Raw genomic sequence first — 18575 nt, forward strand, 5'->3', positions numbered from 1 at the left:
GGAAAGGATAAGACAATAATGGATTTTTTAAAAATTATCGGGGAATCAAAACTGCAAGGCTCTATTGGAATCTCTGGAGCAAAAAACTCCGCCTTGCCACTCATTGCTCTAAGCACATTAGCAAAAAATAAGATTACATTAGAAAATTTGCCTGAAGTAGTTGATATCAAAACTTTTCTATCCCTGCTTAGTATGCTTGGATGCGGTATTCAAGAAATCGACAATCACACTAAAACCATCATAACTTCCACTTTAAACAATACCAAAGCAAACTACGATATTGTCCGAAAAATGCGTGCTTCAATCCTTGTTTTAGGACCACTTTTGGGAAGATTTGGGTATTGCGAAGTTAGTTTGCCCGGTGGTTGTGCAATTGGTGCTAGACCCGTAGATTTGCATATCAAAGCCCTAAAAAAAATGGGAGCAAAGATTCAAATACAAGGGGGCTATATCATTGCAGAAGCCAAAAATGGCTTAAAGGGAAATGTAATAAATTTTGACAAAATCACTGTTACAGGCACAGAAAATATCCTCATGGCAGCAGCAATGGCTAAGGGCAAAACCAAAATTATCAATGCCGCAAAAGAACCAGAAGTTGTGCAACTTTGTGAAGTCCTAAAAGAAAGTGGGATTGATATTCAAGGTATCGGAAGTGATGAAATTGAAATTTATGGGACAGATATGCAACCACTAATTTTCCCAAAACCCATTTGCGTCATTCCCGATAGAATTGAAGCGGGAACTTATCTTTGCGCTGGTGCAATCACAAACTCTCAAATTACGCTTAACAACATTAATCCAACGCATTTAGAAGCAATCATTTCTAAGCTTGAAGAGATTGGTTTCAAACTGCAATTTAGTCAAGATTCTATCACGATTTATCCCACACAAAACCCGCAAGCATTTGAGCTTTCAACAACAGAATATCCCGGCTTTCCAACAGATATGCAAGCTCAATTTATGGCTTTAGCCACACAATGTGAAGGGAGCAGCATTATCCAAGAGCGTCTTTTTGAAAATCGCTTTATGCATGTAAGCGAACTCCAAAGAATGGGTGCAAACATCACGCTAAAGGGCAATACAGCAACCATTCAAGGCAAAAGCAAGCTTTATGGGGCAGATGTAATGGCAACAGATTTGCGTGCTTCTAGCGCATTGGTTTTGGCTGCTCTTGTCGCTAAGGGAGAAAGCAATATCCATCGCATCTACCACCTTGATAGAGGTTATGAATCTTTAGAATCTAAACTCACCAAACTTGGTGCTAAAATCACAAGAGAAAAAGAATGAATCCTCCACACATTTCGGTTTTAAAACAAGAAGTTTTAGAGACTTTTGAGAATGAACTAATTACAAAAAATGGAGGAATTTTGATTGATTGCACACTTGGTTTTGGGGGGCATAGCCTAGCACTCTTAGAAAAATATCCAAAACTAAAAATCATTGGCATTGATCAAGACAATGACGCTATTGCTCTTGCAACAAAACGATTAGAAAACTTCAAAAACCGCTTTAGCATAAAATATGGTAAATTTAGCGAAACCCTAAAAACAATCCTCTCTCAAGAACAAAATATCGTAGGAATATTAGCCGATATTGGTGTTTCATCAATGCAATTTGACAACAAAGAAAGAGGATTTTCCTTTGAATCTGAAACTTTGGATATGCGAATGGATAAAACTAAAAATTTCAATGCCAAAGACATTATCAACACCTACTCCCTCCCAGAACTAGAACGAATCTTTAAAAATTTTGGAGAGATTAGAGAATACAAAAAACTAGCCCATTGCATCATAGAATTACGCAAAAAAGAAAAAATCACTAGTGCAAAAATGCTTAGCGAGTTTATTGCTAGGCATTTCAAACACCCCAAAATCCACCCAGCCACCCTAGCCTTTCAAGCCCTACGGATTGAAGTCAATGATGAACTAGGCGAACTTGAAAGATTATTGCAAATTTTTGAAACTCACAAAATGCGAAATGGAGCTAGACTTTGCATTATCTCTTTCCATTCATTAGAAGATAGGATAATAAAAACTTATTTTAAAAAATGGGAAAATCCTTGCATTTGCCCACAAGAAGCTATGTTGTGCAAATGTGGAAAAAACCACCAAAAAGGCAAGAATCTCTACAAAAAGCCACTCACAGCCAAAGCCCAAGAAATTCAAGAAAACCCTCGCTCTCGCAGTGCAAAACTGCGTGCATTTGAATTTTTTAGCTAAAGGAAGATAAGATGGAATCTTATGGTGATTTACGCCTCAAAGAAAGCGATAAAATCCAAAAAACCAACTTCCTAAACAAGATTTTTAAAAAAGAAAGTGAAATCACTCAAGAAAATTTAGAATTCCTAGAAGAACACGCCAGCCACGCAACAATGCGCAATCAGCCCAACCAAACTTCGCAACTAGAATCACTCCCCAAAGATTCTACTTCCTTAGATTCTATTTCTTCTAATTCTACTGCCAATCAAGAATCTCCAAATATCACTCTTGAGACACAAGAAAAAGAGGAACTCAACAAGCTTTCTATTGATGAACCCACAAAGGAAATTCCTTTTAAAATGGTGTGCATTACATTTGGGGTAATGTTTTTTGTGCTTTTACTTTTTATTCCCAAAATTTATATTCGCAATAATATTTATTACACTAGCCGCAACATCGTGCAGCTGCAGACACAACTTGATTCACTCAACGAAGAAAACAAACAAATTAAAAAACAATTAGAAGATATTAAATTTAGAAATTTAACACATGAATTAGATTTTTAGGAATTTGGTAGCGGGGGGCGGATTTGAACCACCGACCTTTGGGTTATGAGCCCAACGAGCTACCGGACTGCTCTACCCCGCGATAAGAATTATTAAAAAATTGAAAGATTTTGAAAGTGGCTGGGGTACAAGGATTCGAACCTCGGAATGGCTGGACCAAAACCAGCTGCCTTACCGCTTGGCGATACCCCAACAAATTTAAGAAGTGAAATTATAGCCAAATTATTTATTAATGTCAATATAAACTTTGATTTTATATCACTCATTAAATTATTTTGCCTGATTTTAACAATAGTTTAACAATATTTCATAATGTATTATTAATATATTGAGAATATATTATTTAATAGTATTTTAATAGTATTTTAATAGTATTTTAATAGTATTTTACATATTGATTATATGTTTAAAATATGTTTATTACTATTAATTAACTATTAATTAACTATTAATTAACTATTAATTAACTATTAATTAACTATTAATTAACTATTAATTAACTATATTCTAATAGAAACTCTTGTATAATCTCTCACATTTACAAATTAATTACATGGTATAACTTATGGAAACAATTATAAGAGTAGAAGAAGCAATCAAAGCTATCAAAAATGGCGAAATGATTATTATAATGGATGATGAAGATAGAGAAAATGAGGGCGATTTGGTTATGGCAGGGATCTTTAGTACCCCTGAAAAAATCAACTTTATGGCACAAGAAGCTAGAGGATTGATTTGCGTTTCTATCACAAAAGAAATTGCACAATCGCTAGATTTACCCCCCATGGTTAGCAACAATAGCTCCAACCATGAAACCGCCTTTACTGTATCCATTGACGCAAAAGAAGCCAAAACCGGAATCTCTGCCTATGAGCGAGATTTGACTATCAATCTAATGTGCAAAGCTAATGCCAATCCAAATGACTTTGTGCGTCCAGGGCACATTTTCCCTTTAATTGCCAAAGAAGGCGGAGTATTAGAACGCACAGGACATACTGAAGCAAGTGTAGATATTTGCCGCCTTGCTGGATTAAAACCCATTAGCGTCATTTGTGAGATTATGAAAGAAGATGGAATGATGGCAAAAAGAGGGGATAGATTCTTAAGCGAGTTTTCCACAAAACACAATTTAAAGATTCTTTATGTTTCTGACTTGATTCAATACCGCCTAAAATTCGAAAAACTCACTACAATCATCTCTCAAGAGGAAGTAGAATTTTTTGATACAAAAGCAACAAAAATAAAAATCAAAGATCACCTCAATCAAATCCATAGTATTTTTAAATTTGGAAACCCCACACAAAAACCCTTAGTCAAATTCCACACCATCAAAGAGGATTTGGAGCTTTTGGAAAATACAATAAGCTTCAAAGGCTTAATGCGTTCTATTGAAATTTTGAAAAAAGAAGGTGGTTACTTAGTGTTTTTAAAAACCAAAACCAACAAAGATATTAAAGAACTTGGAATTGGCGCACAAATCCTAAAGAGCTTTGAAATTGAAGATTTTAGGCTGCTTACAACTTCCAACTTTGACGAAAATGAGTGCAGTATGCTTAGTGGATTTAACCTAAAAATACTAGAAAGGATTGAAGTATAAAAGCATTATCCATTTCAAGTTTGCAACAATCGCGCAAACCAAATCAAAATACAACAAGGTAACAAATGCAAAAAAATACACCCAAAAAAGCCATTGTCCTTTTAAATATGGGGGGAGCAAGCTCCCTCAATGAAGTAGAAATTTTTTTGAAAAATATGTTTAATGACCCCTATATCCTTCCTATCAAAAGTGATTTTTTTCGCAAGATTCTAGCAAATTTCATTACCCACAAACGCCTTGAAGAATCCCAAAATAATTATAAAAAAATCGGCGGAAAATCTCCCATAATAGAGCATACATTTAAACTATGCCAAACTCTAGAATCGTTAGATGAAAGCTATTTTTATACTTATGCGATGCGTTATACTCCTCCTTTTGCCAATATGGTAGCCAAGGAATTACAAAGCAAAAATATCCAAGAAATCGTGCTTTTTAGCATGTATCCACATTTTAGCTACACCACCACTCAAAGTTCTTATGAGGATTTTTTATATGCTTTAAAGACTTTGAATTATCACCCAAAAATACATTTTATTAAAAATTATTTTGATGATTTAGATTACAACAAAGCCATCATTCATCGCATTAAAGAATCCCTTAATAATGAAGATTCTAATGATTTTCACCTCATCTTTTCTGCCCACTCTCTCCCACAAAAAAATATCGATAGGGGCGACCCTTATCAAAAAGAGATTCTAGCCAATGTCAATATCCTAAAAAAATTATTGCCACAAGAAGGGCTAAACTTTGCTAGCATTCAAGTGGCTTATCAATCAAAACTTGGACCCATTAAGTGGCTAGAACCAAGCTTAGAGAATACTTTAAAAAAATATAAGAACAAAAAAGTTATAATTTACCCCATTGCTTTTAGTATGGATAATTCAGAAACAGACTTTGAACTTTCCATTCAGTATAAAGAAGTATCACAAAATTTAGGAATTTTAGACTATCGTGTAGCAAGATGCCTCAATGATAGCAAAGAATTTGCAAATTTCATTATCAAAAAAGGAAATGAATGCACAAAAGCATAAAAGTGCATATCTAAAACCACTAAACTAAAAGGTAAAAAATGAAAAAAATCATACAAATTTGGTGCATAGTTTTGGCATTTTTTCTAGTTGGTTGCGAAGAAAAAATAGATTCAAATATCGTCTCTAGTGGCACAAAAAATACACAAGAGCAGCTTGATGCAATGCAAAATGTAGATAAAAATTCTTACAAAGAAGTCGCTGATGTGTTTTTAGAAACACAAACCATCTCTACTAAAGACAACAAACCCTATTTTTTGGTTTTTGCAGCAAATGGTTGTATTTATTGCGATAAATTAAAGGAATTAATCCGCAGCAACAATGAAATAAAAAAGATTCTACAAGAACAATTTTCTCCCTATTATATCAATCTTAGCTATTCTAAAACACACACTATTGATTTTTTAGAAAAACCTCAAGAAACAGCACAATTTGCACAAATCTACAATATCAAGCCTACTCCAACCCTTGTTTTTCTCACACCAAAGGGAAAAATCCTCTTTATTTATCCGGGTTATATGCCAAAAGAAAGGTTTATGGTGACTTTAGAATTCCTGCAAAATCCCAGCCTAGAATCCAAAGAGCAAAAAGAAATTTCCCAAGAATTGCAAGCCATCTTTGAATCTAAAAACATTTAATTGTTTATCAATGGTTATTTTTAGATATTGTAGAATCCAAAATTCATTCTTTGTGGAAAGGACTTTATGAATCAACTGCGTATTTTGATTAACAACACAATCAAGGGATTTTGTAATTTTTGGATTACAATTGTTTTGCTTTTGGCTTATGGTAGTGCTTGTGCTGTCGCAACTTTTGTAGAAAATGACTATGGGACTCCCTCCGCAAAAGCACTTGTATATAATACACAATGGTTTGATTTATTGCATATTCTTTTGGTTTTAAATCTTATAGGACTCCTCTTACTTTCTCGTGCTTGGCAAAGAAAAAAATATGCGAGCTTTCTTTTTCATTCCTCTTTGGTTGTAATTTTTATCGGTGCTGCTATGACTAGATATTATGGATTTGAAGGGGTAATGCACATACGCGAGGGGCAAAAGAGCAATACCCTACAATCTCAAGAAGAATTTTTAACTATCTTTGCAAAACTAGATGGCAAATATTATCGTGCATTTTTCCCCACAACACTTACCCCTTTAGTGCAAGATAAATTTAATTACACCTTGCCTTTTGATAATGATGAACTAAAAATAAAATTTCTTGATTATACCCCCGCAAAGGATAAAACTACACTTGATACCTTAAAAGTAGAAATCAGCTATCAAGGCTTCACACAAATTACAGAAATAGAAAAAAATGTAATGGGACAATCTCCAATCCCCTTTAACCTAGGAAATTCACAATTTGCACTAGAATGGGGGACAAGAACAATCACTCTACCCTTTAGCATTGAATTAAAGGACTTTCAACTAGACCGGTATGCTGGCTCTATGAGTCCTTCTTCTTATGCTTCTGAAATTATTGTAATTGACGAAACAAAAAACCTAGAAAAACCTTATCGTATCTTTATGAACAATGTCTTAGATTATGGAGGTTTTCGTTTCTTTCAATCCTCTTATGATCAAGATGAACAAGGCACAATTTTATCCGTCAATCGCGATCCGGGCAAAATACCCACTTATATCGGTTATGCTATGCTGACATTAGGGCTTTTATGGTCATTTTTTGCCAAAAATGGTCGCTTCTATAAACTTAGTCGCTATCTCAAAGCACAAAATCTCGTTTTTGCTGCCTCTTTGGCTTTGAGTGCCTTTGCCCTCCAAACCCCTTTAAATGCGACACAAAATGATGCTACAATTCCAGAGATTCCACCAATCACAAACGAAAGTGTTTTGGACTTAATCCAAAATCTCAAAGAAAAATCCGCTCCGCATTCTGCACTTTTTGGGAAAATACTTGTTCAAGATTTTGGGGGCAGAATCAAACCTATGGACACCCTTGCCATGGAATATATCCACAAAATGACCAAAAAAGATAATTTTTTGGGGCTTAGCAATATGCAACTTTTTTTGGGTATGATGATGTATCCTAATGAATTCAAAAAAATTAAGATGATTGCAATTTCTACCCCAAAACTTAAAGAACTCATCGGAGTAGAAAAAAATCAAAAATATATTGCTTTTGAAGATGTTTTTGTCGATAATCAATATAAACTTCTCAATTATCTTGAAGAGGCAAATCGCAAAAAACCAGCAATGAGAGATAAATTTGATAAAGATATTATTGAAGTTGATGAAAGAATCAATGTAGCCTATCTTATCTATACCGCTCAATCACTTAGAATCATACCAGATTTTAGCAGACAAACTACCACTTGGTATGCCCCAACAGAAGCTATGGCAGGCTTTCAAGAAAAAGATAGAGAGCAGATTCACAAACTTTTTAACGCATATTTTATGAGTTTTCATCAAGGTTTAGTAGAAAATAATTGGGAAAATGCAAATTTAGCCATAGAAGCACTCAAAAATATCCAAAGCAAATTTGGCACTGACCTTCTCCCACCACAAAGCAAAATCGACTTAGAAATTCTTTTAAATCACTATAATATCTTTGATAATCTAACTCCTTTATACATTCTAGCAGGTGTTATATTATTTATTATTGTTTTGGTGCAGATTTTTAGAAACAAAAGCGTTAATATCTTTGCTAACAAAGCCATTCATATTTTCATTGCTTTATTAGTTTTAATCCACACAATCGGACTTGGAGTGCGTTGGTATGTCGGAGGGCATGCCCCTTGGAGCAATGCTTATGAATCAATGATTTATATTGCATGGGCAGCAGGGATTGCGGGAGTAATTTTCTTCAAAAAAAGCTACCTTGCCCTTGCCACTGCTAGTTTTCTAGCAGGAATCTCGCTTTTTGTGGCACATTTGGGCTTTATGAATCCACAAATTGGTAATCTTGTCCCTGTTTTAAAATCCTATTGGCTTAATATCCATGTTTCCATTATTACAGCTAGCTATGGTTTCTTGGGACTTTGCTTTATGCTTGGGGCTATCACTTTGGGATTATTTATTTTTAGAAGTTCAAAATACCCTCAAATAGACAATACTATTTTAACCTTACACACCATCAATGAAATGGCTATGATTCTAGGGCTTGCCATGCTTACAATTGGAAACTTCTTAGGTGGAGTATGGGCAAATGAATCTTGGGGAAGATATTGGGGTTGGGACCCAAAAGAAACTTGGGCGTTAATTTCCATTGTTGTTTATATTATCGTCCTTCACATAAGATTCTTACCAAAAGGCGATAATCCTTATGTTTTTGCAGCATTATCTGTAATTGGATTTTATTCAATCTTAATGACTTACTTTGGAGTAAATTTTTACCTCTCTGGGTTACATTCCTATGCCGCAGGAGATCCTATTCCAGTCCCAGCATTCCTATATTATTTTGTTGCTGCAACCATTCTTTTAATCCTATTAGCTGCACGAAAAAGCGATTTGCAATCCCCCAAACTTAATTAATCTCAAAAAGACTTTTTCTTTTAGAGATTAATTAAGCAATATTTTTTATTTTTTTTGCTATAATCTTTCCCAATTTTCATTTCAAAAGGCAATATTTTAATGTCCCAAATCATTGGTTTTAAGATAAATAGCGAGATTTATGATACACAAACTGCTTCTGAACTTGGATTAGAAGGCACACCTATCTATTTTGATAATTCTCAAGAATCCCTATCAATTATGCGACATACTTGCGCTCATTTGATGGCAGAAGCGATTAAAAGCCTCTATCCTGAAGCGCAATTTTTTGTTGGTCCTGTGGTGGAAGAAGGCTTTTATTATGATTTTAGAGTAAATCAAAAAATTAGCGAAGAAGATTTAAAAAACATCGAATCCAAAATGAAAGAAATCGCCAAAAAAGGCGAAAAAATCACAAAATATTATTTACCTCGCGACAAAGCCATTGAAAAATTCAAAAACGATGATTTAAAACAAGCAGTTATTAGCAGGATTCCTGAAGGCGATGGGAGATTAAGTATTTATTCACAAGGTGATTTTGAAGATCTTTGTCGCGGTCCTCATCTACCAACACTCAAACTTCTCAATGCTTTTAAACTCACCAAAATTGCTGGAGCTTATTTAGGGGGTGATGAAAAAGCAGAAATGTTAGTAAGAATCTATGGAATTGCTTTTGCTGACAAAGAAAGCTTAAATCAATATCTACACCAAATGGAAGAAGCTAAAAAACGCGACCATAGAAAAGTTGGTACTGAAATGGAGCTTTTTACTTTTGATGAAGAAATCGGAGCTGGATTACCCATTTGGCTACCAAAAGGCTCTAGGTTACGCAGAAATATTGAAAATCTCTTAACCAAAGCCTTGATTCAAAGAGGTTATGAGCCTGTAAGAGGTCCTGAGATTCTTAAAAGTGCTGTTTGGAAAACAAGCGGACATTATGCCAACTATGGTGAAAATATGTATTTTACAACCATTGATGGCGTAGAATATGGAATTAAACCTATGAATTGTGTAGGACATATCAAAGTTTATCAAAGTGCTTTACGAAGCTATAGAGAATTGCCTTTACGCTTCTATGAATATGGAGTAGTCCATAGACATGAGAAAAGCGGGGTATTGCATGGGCTTTTACGCGTTAGAGAATTTACACAAGATGATGCACATATTTTTTGTCGTCCAAGCCAAATCGGAATAGAAGTAGAAAACATCATTGATTTTACCAAAAAAATTATGGATTCTTTTGGCTTTAGCTATGAAATGGAAATCTCCACACGCCCACAAAAATCCATTGGTAGCGATGAAGTATGGGAAGAAGCCACAGAAGCATTAAAAAATGCTCTGAATCGCTGTAATATCCCTTATAAAATCGATGAAGGTGGTGGAGCTTTTTATGGTCCCAAAATAGACATCAAAATCACAGACGCTATTGGCAGAAAATGGCAATGTGGGACTGTGCAAATTGATATGAATCTCCCCGATAGATTCAAGTTAGAATACACTGATGAAAATAACTCTTCCAAACAGCCAGTTATGATTCATAGGGCTATTTTAGGTAGTTTTGAGAGATTTATTGCGATTTTAACCGAACACTTTGGTGGAGAATTCCCATTTTTTATTGCTCCAACCCAAGCTATCATTATTCCAATCGGTGAATCCCAAGAATCCTATGCAAAAGAATTGCGTAATGCTCTTTTGAATGTCGGTGTTTATACAGAAATTGACAACAAAAACGAAACGCTTAATAAACGCATTAGAAATGCAGAAAAACAAAGAGTTCCTATGATACTCATCTTGGGCGCTAAAGAACAAGAAGAGAGAATCATTGCAATCCGCGATAGAAGAGAGAAACAACAATCCACTATGGGGTTTGATGAATTTATTAAATTTTCAAAGGAGAAAATGCGTGAGGTCAGCTTTTGAGTAAAAATGTAGATGTAATCCTCAATGAGGAGATTGATTTTCCAGAGATTCGTTGTGTAGGTGATGATGGTGAGCAATATGGACTAATCAGCTCACAAGAAGCATTAAAAATTGCAGAAGATAAGGGCTTGGATTTGGTGCTAATTGCCCCAGATGCAAAGCCTCCTGTATGCAAGATAATGGATTATGGAAAATTCCGTTATCAACAAGAAAAAAAGCAAAAAGAGGCAAAGAAAAAACAAAAGCAAATTGAAATTAAAGAAATTAAACTTTCAGTAAAAATTGCTATCAATGACATTAATTACAAAGTCAAACATGCAAAAGAGTTTTTAAAAGAAAACAAACATGTTCGATTCCGAGTATTTTTGCGTGGAAGAGAAGTAAGCGAACCTCAAGTAGGTTTTGAAGTGCTAAACAAAGTTGCCTCAATGCTCGAAGATGTTGCAAATATCGATAGAGATTATAAAGTTGAGGGGCGTTATGTCAATATGCTAGTAACGCCAAAAAAATAATTTATCTTATGAAAGGAGAAAGCAATGCCAAAGATGAAAACAAATCGTGGTGCAGCAAAGAGATTTAAACTCAAAAAAAATCTCATTAAACGCGGTTCTGCTTTTAAAAGTCATATTTTGACAAAAAAGCGTCCAAGAAAAATTGCAAATCTTAATGCACCAAAATATGTTCATGATGCCAACATTGAATCAGTTAAAAAAATGCTTTGTATGGCATAAAGTTTAAAGTTTCATACAATTTAGAGTATGTCATTCCCCTAGTTTATAGGGCAAGTTTGGTAGAAATACCACACCACAATATGGTAAAGGATTTTATATGGCAAGAGTAAAAACAGGTGTCGTCCGCAGAAGAAGACACAAAAAGATTCTAAAATTAGCACGCGGATTTTATAGCGCAAGACACAAACACTTTAGAAAAGCAAAAGAACAGCTAGAAAGAAGTCTATGCTATGCCTTCCGCGATAGAAAACAAAAGAAAAGAGACTTTAGAAAGCTTTGGATTGTAAGGATTAATGCAGCTTGCAGAATCAATGCAATTAGCTATTCAAGATTTATGTTTGGCTTAAAAAAAGCTGGAATTGCATTAGATAGAAAGATTCTAGCAGATATTGCAATGAATGAACCACAAAGTTTTGCAAAAATTGTAGAAAGCGCAAAAAAAGCTTTATAAAACTAACGATTCCCTACTTGGGAATCCTTTTATATTAAGGTATAATTTTTCATCTTAATATCAAAGGATTTCCAAATGACTAAAAAATTCTTATTTATCGCCGCTTTTAGCTCTGTTAGCCTTTTTGCCAATGAAATGCTCATCAAACAAAATGTAAGCATTGATGCAAAAATATCCCCAACAACCTATTTTTCAAATATCCAAGTAATAGGCAATGATAAGCTACGCAAAGAAAAAAATCTCTCTTTAAAAGACAAAAATTCTCTCATAAAAACCTTCAATTCACTTAATGATTTCATTAAAAATAGCGAAATTTGCAAAGGTGGCAACTTTAGTATCACACCTTTTTATGAATACAAAGACAACAAAAAGGAACAAGCAGGCTTTGAGAGTAATTATCACCTAGATTGTGAATTCAAAGAAGAAGCTACCGAAGATTTTAATGCTATTTTGGACTTTATCCAAAAAGAAACACAAGAGAATCCTTATTTGATTTTCCCTATTCCAAAAATTACTAAAAACATCAAAGAAGAGGATTTAAAGGTATTAGATGATACTCTCAATCAAAAATTGATACAAAAAGCCAATGCAATGGCATTAGAGTATTCCAAGATTCTTAACAAAAAATGTTTAATCAAAGAAATCACTCTAGGCGAAGATTCGCAAATAGAAAACCCCATACTTTATAGAACACAAGCCTTAGCAAAGTCCAATGACAATGCTTTGGAGAAAATCGAAATGCCAACTGCCAAAGAAATAACAAAAAGCGCTGATGGAAAAGTAATTTTTATTTGCAAATAAAGAGGTTTTATTCCTCTTGTGCATATTTGCTTTTATCCCAACCACCACCAAACGCTTTATAGAGGTTAATTACAGCAGATAGATTCTCTAAGTTTGCACTCTGTTGAGTTAATTCTGCGGCAAAAAGATTACTTTGTGTTGTTAAAACTTCCAAATAATTAGTATAGCCCTCTTTATATCGCATTTCTGCCAATACCAAAGTGCGTCTTAGTGCCTCTACTTGCTCATCAAGGCTTTTCAATCTCTCATCACTCATACCATAATTATAAAGATAGTTTCTCACCTCTCCAAATGCCTGCCTCACAGTATTGCCATAATTTAATAACATCTCTCTATATTGAGATTTACTAAGCTCTACATTTGCACTTGTGCGTCCAAAATCAATTACATTTCCTACAAAAGTCCCACCATAATTCCAAGTAGAAGAAGAGCTTTGGAATAATTCATTTAATTCTGGACTTACATAGCCCACAAGACCTGTTAGGGATATTGTGGGGAAGTAAGCTGCCCTAGCTACTCCGATAGAAAAATTTGCAGCTTTTAGATTCTGAGTAGCCATTTCAATATCTGGACGCTGCTCCAAAAGTGTTGATGGCAATCCTGTTGGGACTTTTGGTGCTTTAGGCAACATTTGTGCCTCTGTAGGAAGCTCCACATTAAAGATTCCTTGAGGATCCCTACCAAGCAATATCAATAAAGAAGTCTGTGCAGAATTTCTCTCCATCAACAAACTTTGTAATTGCGCTCTTACAGAAGCCATTTCAGACTTTGCTTGTTGCATATCAATTTCAGAAATTTTCCCAGCTTCAAACTCTTTTTTGCGGTATTCATAGCTCTCTTCACGGCTTTTTAAGGTATTTTGAGAAATTTGCACTTGATTATTCAGTGTTAAAATGCCAAAATAACTCTCCACCACATTGGCTATCAAGCTCAAACGAACCGTATCACGATTAGCTTTATTGGCTAACAAAGTTGCATAAGCGCTCCTATCAGTATCTCTGGCTTTCCCCCACAAATCAAGCTCAAAACTCAAAACACCACTCAAAGAAAAATTATTATAATTATCATACATTCCCTGACTAGGATTCTCTTTATTTCTCGTGGCTTCACCTTGAGCAGAAATAGTAGGATACCTATCACTTCTAGCATAGCTCCAAGAACTTCTTGCTTGTGAAACTCTCTCCATAGCTACCGCTAAATCATAATTATTTTTCAAAGCTTCTTCAACAATATTATTCAAATATTCATCATTAAAGTCTTTCCACCAAGTTTGACTAATGCTTTCTTTTGAAGCTTCTACACCAAAATCTTGTGGTAAATTAGTTTTTGGTTGTTCATATTTTGGCGAAAGCGAACAACCTCCTACTAATATCCCTAAGCAGACTAAAGCTAATATACTTTTATTCATGTCTATTCCTTAAATTGGAAATAAATTCACTCAACCTTGCAAAATAGGTATAAAACAATGGAATAAAGAAAGTTGCAATAAAGGTTGCTGCCAACATTCCCCCAATGACCCCTGTACCAATAGCATGGCGACTAGCTGCACCTGCTCCACTACTAATTGCTAGTGGTAAAACACCAATAGTAAATGCTAAAGAAGTCATTACAATAGGGCGGAATCTCAATCTAGCTGCCTCAACTGCTGCATCATAAATATTTTTACCTTGCTTTTCTCTAGCTTCCATTGCAAATTCAATAATCAAAATTGCATTTTTTGCGGCAAGTGCGATAAGCATCACAAGCCCGATTTGGAAATAAATGTCATTATTCAAACCTCGTAGCCAAGTCGCCAAAATCGCTCCAAATACAGCAAATGGAACTGCTGTTAAAACCGCCAAAGGCATAAGCCAACGCTCATATTGAGCCGCTAATATCAAAAATACAAACACTAACCCAAAAATAAAGGCAATCGTTCCAGTCCCACCTGCATTTTTTTCTTGATAAGAGCTACCAGAAAATGCAACCGTATAGCCATCAGGCAAAACTTGATTTGCCACTTCTTCAATCGCTTTTAACGCATCTCCAGAAGAATATCCACTAGCTGCATCTCCCATAAGTTTAGCCGCTGGGAATAGATTGAATCTTTCTAAAATATCTGAACCAATTACTCTCTCAAAAGTTACCAAAGAGCTAATAGGTATCAAATCCCCATTACTTGAACGCACAAAAACATTACGCAAATCATTAGGAGTTTCTCTAAATTCACTTTCAGACTGCATGCTTACCTTAAATGTTCTTCCATAGAGATTAAAATCATTCACATAATAAGAACCAAAAGTCGATTGAAGTGTCGTGAAAACATCATCTACATTTACTCCAAGCGATTTTGCTTTTTGCCTATCAAGCTGCACATTGTATTGTGGCACATTTACACTTAAAGTCGTTCGGACACCTGTAAGCTCCGGACGCTTTTGTGCTTCTTGCAAAACAAGTTGGGTGTATTTTTGTAAATCCTGTATAGAACCTCCAGTGCGATTTTGGATATACATCTCAAATCCATCTGTCAAACTAAGCCCCATAATTGGCGGAGGATTCAAAGCAAAAATCACTGCATTAGGATTTTGCATTAACTGCGCTGTAAAAGTTTGTGCTAAAGCTTGAGATTTTTGGTTATCTTCCTTACGCAAATCCCAATCTTTAAGCTTCACAAAAGCAGTTCCTCCAAATGTCCTAACAGCACTTGAGAGCATATCATACCCTGCCAACGCCATAACAGCTTCTACATTAGGATTATTTCTAATAGTGCTTTCCATAAAAGAAGCCATCTCTGTGGTCTTGCTAAGTGCAGTAGCAGGTGGAAGCTGCATTGAAACAAGCAACATTCCTTTATCTTCTGCTGGGACAAGCCCCGTTGGCACTCTAGTAAATAATCCATAAGTTACAGCAATCAACCCAACAAACAAAATTACATAAAATACTCCTCGTCTAATAGCATGGGCAACTTTGTCTGTAAATTGATGTGTCAGCCATTCAAAAAAGTCATTAAATTTCTTTACAATCCAAAAAGGTTTAGGTTCATGTGTCTTCAAGATAGACACACAAAGTGCTGGAGTAAGCGTCAAAGCAACAAACCCTGAAATTACCACAGAAATAACAATGGTAATTGCAAATTGCTTATAAATCTCTCCACTAAAACCACCAATAAATGCTACTGGGATAAATACCGCAGAAAGCACCAATACAATAGCAATAACAGGACTTGCAATCTCATCCATTGCCTTCATCGTTGCGTCTTTAACACTCAGCTTCTCTTCATGAATGAGCCTTTCAACATTTTCAATAACAATAATCGCATCATCCACAACAATACCAATAGCCAAAATCAGCCCAAAGAGTGTTAATAGATTAATGGAGAATCCCAACATATACATTCCCGCAAAAGTCCCTATAATCGAAACTGGAACAGCCAATACCGGAATAATTGTTGCTCTAAAATTTTGCAAAAAGAAATAAATTACAATGACAACCAAAATAATTGCTTCAATAAAAGTTTTAATTACTTCTTTGATAGAAACATTTACAAACGAAGTTGTATCATAAGGGATTGCATATTGCAAACCTTCTGGGAAAGTTTGAGATAATTCTTCTAATTTTTTAGCAACACCTTCTGCAACATTCAACGCATTTGCCCCCGGTTGCAAAAACAATCCAAAAGCAACCGCTGGACGCCCATTATAAAACGCATTTACACTATAATCCTCTGCACCAAGCTCTACTCTTGCTAAATCTTTTAAACGCAAAGAAGAACCATCAGAATTAGTGCGAATCAAGATATTTTCAAATTCTTGCGGAGTTGTGAATCTCCCTTGAGTAGTTACAGTATAAGTAAAGTCCAAATCTTTTCTCACTGGCTCTTGCCCAAAGAATCCTGCTGCAAATTGCGAATTTTGCTCTTGCACCAAAGCAATCACCTCAGCGGGAGTGAGATTGTATTTGGTGAGTTTATCAGGAGAAAGCCAGATTCTCATTGAATATTCTTGACGGCTAAAAAGTGCTGCATCACCAACTCCGGGGACCCTTTTTAATTCCTCCAAAATATTAATAGCTGCATAATTAGCAATAAATATTCTATCATGTGCTGGTGAATCTGAAAAAAGCGAATAAACAGCCAAAATCGTGGAAGATCTTTTATCGACTGTTACCCCTTGCCTTTGAACTTCTTGAGGAAGAGAGCTTAACACAGCTTGAACGCGATTATTGACATTGATTGTTGCTTGATCAGGATCTGTTTCATTCGTGAAATAAATATTAATATTTAAACTACCGCTTGAAGTTGAAGAGGATTGCATATAAATCATTCCTTCAACACCATTAATGCTATTTTCCAATACACTTGCTACACTCGAAGAAATAACCTCTGCACTCGCTCCGGGATAAGTTGCTTGAACAACAACTTGTGGAGGGGTAACTTGTGGGTATTCCTCTACCGCAAGAGAAAAAATTGATAATCCTCCAGCAATGACAATAATAATAGACATTACCATTGCTAAAACAGGACGATTAATAAAAAACTTTGAAAACATGCCTCACCTTTGAATTTATTGAGCTTGATTTGCTTGATTATTAATTGGATTGACAGGGGCTCCCGGACGAAGCTTTACAAGCTGATTAGTGATAATAACATCGCCTTCTTGCAAACCAGATTGAATCAAAAAGGTATTCCCAACACTATGCCCTAAAACTACTTTTGCTTGAGTGGCTTTACCATCAACAATTTTATAGACATAACTTCCTTGTGCATCTTGCAGTAATGCGGCTTGTGGAATTGTAATAGTATCTTTTGCGATAAAACCTTCTAATTTGATTCTTGAAAATTCACCCGGCACCAAAAGAAAATCTTTATTTTCTACAACTGCTCTAGCCTTGATTGTCGCTGTGCTTGAATCTACAACACTATCAATAAAATCTATCTTTCCTTCTTTATCATAAAGATTACCACTTGGCAAAATATAAGAAACTTTCAAATTATCACGATTTAATGTTCTCAAAAAATAATAATCATTGCTCGGAATTGAAAATTCTGCTTGAATAGGATCAAGCTGAGTAATTGTTACAAGTGCATTATTGCTGGAAGCAGACCCTACAAGATTCCCTAAATCATAATTTGTAAGTCCAATTTTTCCACTTGCAGTTGCAATTACATCTGTATATCCCAAATCTATCATTGCATTATCCAAATTTGCTTTTGCATTTGCCACATTCGCACTTGCATTTTCATAAGTTGATAAGGATTGATCTCTTTCTTTGGGGCTTAATGCTTTTTGTTCAAACAATTTCTTAGAACGCTCCCAATCTCTTGAAGCTTCTTTGAGAGTGGCTTGTGCTGAAAGTAATTGAGCTTTTGCAATATTTACATTAGCTTGATACTTTGCAGGATCAATTTTAAAAAGCTTCTGCCCCTCTTTGACTACACCACCTTCTATGAAATTTTGCTCCAAAAGTGTCCCCTCTACTCTTGCATAAATATCCACTCTTTGAGGGCTTGTAAGCTGTGTAGGATATTCAAAAGATACAGGCGTATCTTGCTTTTTGACAACATAAGTGCTAACAGGAATAACCATAGTTTGCTGTTGGGCTTGCTTATCTTTTTCTCCACATCCTGCAAACATTACCAAACTGCAAAATGTTCCCAATAAAAATTTCTGATAATTTTTCATTATCTAACTTCCTTTTTCAAAATAAAATTAACATTTTGATAATTATACTACCTTAGAGTAACTATCTGTCAATATATAAGATAATGTAATTTTTATTACATTAAATTTTAGAAGCGTAATAGTAGCATTTTTTTT

The 18575-nt window shown here is 35.0% G+C and carries 15 protein-coding genes and 2 tRNA genes; 12 read left to right on the plus strand and 5 right to left on the minus strand.

Annotation, left to right across the window (positions count from 1 at the left end; all coding sequences use genetic code 11):
- Positions 1–18: 18 nt before the first annotated feature.
- From murA to EL247_RS07125, 3 genes are read left to right on the plus strand one after another with little or no spacing between them, the layout of a single operon-like run.
- On the plus strand, positions 19–1287 hold the full coding sequence (gene murA, locus EL247_RS07115; protein ID WP_060662769.1) for a UDP-N-acetylglucosamine 1-carboxyvinyltransferase: 1269 nt from the start codon (positions 19–21) through the stop codon (positions 1285–1287).
- Entirely contained in the window at positions 1284–2219 is a 936-nt protein-coding gene (gene rsmH, locus EL247_RS07120) for a 16S rRNA (cytosine(1402)-N(4))-methyltransferase RsmH (protein WP_104745434.1), read from the plus strand. The genes murA and rsmH overlap by 4 nt, the downstream gene beginning before the upstream one ends.
- An 11-nt stretch (positions 2220–2230) precedes the next feature.
- Positions 2231–2764, plus strand: coding sequence for a hypothetical protein (locus EL247_RS07125; protein ID WP_104745435.1), 534 nt, complete (start codon positions 2231–2233; stop codon positions 2762–2764).
- 5 nt (positions 2765–2769) lie between these two features.
- Here EL247_RS07125 and EL247_RS07130 read toward each other — a convergent pair.
- Both EL247_RS07130 and EL247_RS07135 read right to left on the minus strand, forming a co-directional pair.
- Positions 2770–2846, minus strand: a tRNA-Met gene (locus tag EL247_RS07130).
- A 35-nt stretch (positions 2847–2881) separates the two neighbouring features.
- Positions 2882–2956: transfer RNA gene (locus EL247_RS07135), tRNA-Gln, on the minus strand.
- A 373-nt stretch (positions 2957–3329) separates the two neighbouring features.
- Between EL247_RS07135 and EL247_RS07140 the strand changes: the two genes are divergently transcribed.
- The 9 genes from EL247_RS07140 to EL247_RS07180 all read left to right on the plus strand — a co-directional run bounded on the left by EL247_RS07140 (position 3330) and on the right by EL247_RS07180 (position 12780).
- Complete coding sequence (locus tag EL247_RS07140; RefSeq protein ID WP_054197835.1) at positions 3330–4361, plus strand: bifunctional 3,4-dihydroxy-2-butanone 4-phosphate synthase/GTP cyclohydrolase II; 1032 nt, start codon at positions 3330–3332, stop codon at positions 4359–4361.
- Positions 4362–4426: 65 nt separating this feature from the next.
- Positions 4427–5392 (plus strand): ferrochelatase, encoded by a 966-nt coding sequence (hemH, locus tag EL247_RS07145; protein WP_065830506.1) that lies wholly within the window; start codon positions 4427–4429, stop codon positions 5390–5392.
- A gap of 38 nt (positions 5393–5430) precedes the next feature.
- Positions 5431–6027 carry a SoxW family protein gene (locus EL247_RS07150; RefSeq protein WP_104745436.1) on the plus strand — a complete coding sequence of 199 codons (597 nt, stop codon included), beginning with the start codon at positions 5431–5433 and terminating at the stop codon, positions 6025–6027.
- A gap of 66 nt (positions 6028–6093) precedes the next feature.
- The gene (gene ccsA, locus EL247_RS07155) at positions 6094–8880 is read left to right on the plus strand and encodes a cytochrome c biogenesis protein CcsA (RefSeq protein ID WP_104745437.1); all 2787 of its coding nucleotides are present in this window, start codon (positions 6094–6096) and stop codon (positions 8878–8880) included.
- A 99-nt stretch (positions 8881–8979) separates the two neighbouring features.
- Positions 8980–10797, plus strand: a complete 1818-nt coding sequence (gene thrS, locus EL247_RS07160; RefSeq protein ID WP_054195077.1) for a threonine--tRNA ligase — start codon at positions 8980–8982, stop codon at positions 10795–10797.
- Positions 10794–11309: a translation initiation factor IF-3 gene (gene infC / locus EL247_RS07165; RefSeq protein WP_005021282.1), complete on the plus strand. Its 516-nt coding sequence runs from the start codon at positions 10794–10796 to the stop codon at positions 11307–11309. Before thrS ends, infC begins: the two co-directional genes overlap by 4 nt.
- Positions 11310–11333: 24 nt before the next feature.
- A complete protein-coding gene (gene rpmI, locus EL247_RS07170; RefSeq protein WP_005021283.1) occupies positions 11334–11528 on the plus strand; it encodes a 50S ribosomal protein L35 in 195 nt (64 codons plus the stop codon).
- Between the two features lie 97 nt (positions 11529–11625).
- On the plus strand, positions 11626–11979 hold the full coding sequence (gene rplT, locus EL247_RS07175) for a 50S ribosomal protein L20 (protein ID WP_005021287.1): 354 nt from the start codon (positions 11626–11628) through the stop codon (positions 11977–11979).
- A gap of 75 nt (positions 11980–12054) precedes the next feature.
- On the plus strand, positions 12055–12780 hold the full coding sequence (locus EL247_RS07180; protein ID WP_104745438.1) for a hypothetical protein: 726 nt from the start codon (positions 12055–12057) through the stop codon (positions 12778–12780).
- Between the two features lie 7 nt (positions 12781–12787).
- Here the strand turns inward: EL247_RS07180 and EL247_RS07185 are convergent, their stop codons facing one another.
- The 3 genes from EL247_RS07185 to EL247_RS07195 are packed head-to-tail and all read right to left on the minus strand — an operon-like array spanning position 12788 to position 18440.
- Entirely contained in the window at positions 12788–14188 is a 1401-nt protein-coding gene (locus EL247_RS07185) for an efflux transporter outer membrane subunit (protein ID WP_005021289.1), read from the minus strand.
- A complete protein-coding gene (locus EL247_RS07190; protein WP_104719441.1) occupies positions 14181–17306 on the minus strand; it encodes an efflux RND transporter permease subunit in 3126 nt (1041 codons plus the stop codon). Before EL247_RS07190 ends, EL247_RS07185 begins: the two co-directional genes overlap by 8 nt.
- Positions 17307–17321: 15 nt before the next feature.
- Positions 17322–18440, minus strand: a complete 1119-nt coding sequence (locus EL247_RS07195; protein WP_005021291.1) for an efflux RND transporter periplasmic adaptor subunit — start codon at positions 18438–18440, stop codon at positions 17322–17324.
- Between the last annotated feature and the right edge of the window lie 135 nt (positions 18441–18575).

Origin of the sequence: Helicobacter pullorum, from assembly GCF_900638355.1 — a bacterium.
GTDB classification, from domain to species: Bacteria; Campylobacterota; Campylobacteria; order Campylobacterales; family Helicobacteraceae; genus Helicobacter_D; species Helicobacter_D pullorum.

What these genes read in the sequence shown, in the direction of transcription:
- rsmH (WP_104745434.1), top strand. Translation starts at nt 1,284, where the DNA reads ATGAATCCTCCACACATTTCGGTTTTAAAACAAGAAGTTTTAGAGACT.
- EL247_RS07140 (WP_054197835.1), top strand. Translation starts at nt 3,330, where the DNA reads ATGGAAACAATTATAAGAGTAGAAGAAGCAATCAAAGCTATCAAAAAT.
- ccsA (WP_104745437.1), top strand. Translation starts at nt 6,094, where the DNA reads ATGAATCAACTGCGTATTTTGATTAACAACACAATCAAGGGATTTTGT.
- EL247_RS07125 (WP_104745435.1), top strand. Translation starts at nt 2,231, where the DNA reads ATGGAATCTTATGGTGATTTACGCCTCAAAGAAAGCGATAAAATCCAA.
- thrS (WP_054195077.1), top strand. Translation starts at nt 8,980, where the DNA reads ATGTCCCAAATCATTGGTTTTAAGATAAATAGCGAGATTTATGATACA.
- murA (WP_060662769.1), top strand. Translation starts at nt 19, where the DNA reads ATGGATTTTTTAAAAATTATCGGGGAATCAAAACTGCAAGGCTCTATT.
- EL247_RS07195 (WP_005021291.1), bottom strand. Translation starts at nt 18,440, where the DNA reads ATGAAAAATTATCAGAAATTTTTATTGGGAACATTTTGCAGTTTGGTA.
- EL247_RS07190 (WP_104719441.1), bottom strand. Translation starts at nt 17,306, where the DNA reads ATGTTTTCAAAGTTTTTTATTAATCGTCCTGTTTTAGCAATGGTAATG.
- rplT (WP_005021287.1), top strand. Translation starts at nt 11,626, where the DNA reads ATGGCAAGAGTAAAAACAGGTGTCGTCCGCAGAAGAAGACACAAAAAG.
- EL247_RS07150 (WP_104745436.1), top strand. Translation starts at nt 5,431, where the DNA reads ATGAAAAAAATCATACAAATTTGGTGCATAGTTTTGGCATTTTTTCTA.
- rpmI (WP_005021283.1), top strand. Translation starts at nt 11,334, where the DNA reads ATGCCAAAGATGAAAACAAATCGTGGTGCAGCAAAGAGATTTAAACTC.
- EL247_RS07180 (WP_104745438.1), top strand. Translation starts at nt 12,055, where the DNA reads ATGACTAAAAAATTCTTATTTATCGCCGCTTTTAGCTCTGTTAGCCTT.
- hemH (WP_065830506.1), top strand. Translation starts at nt 4,427, where the DNA reads ATGCAAAAAAATACACCCAAAAAAGCCATTGTCCTTTTAAATATGGGG.
- EL247_RS07185 (WP_005021289.1), bottom strand. Translation starts at nt 14,188, where the DNA reads ATGAATAAAAGTATATTAGCTTTAGTCTGCTTAGGGATATTAGTAGGA.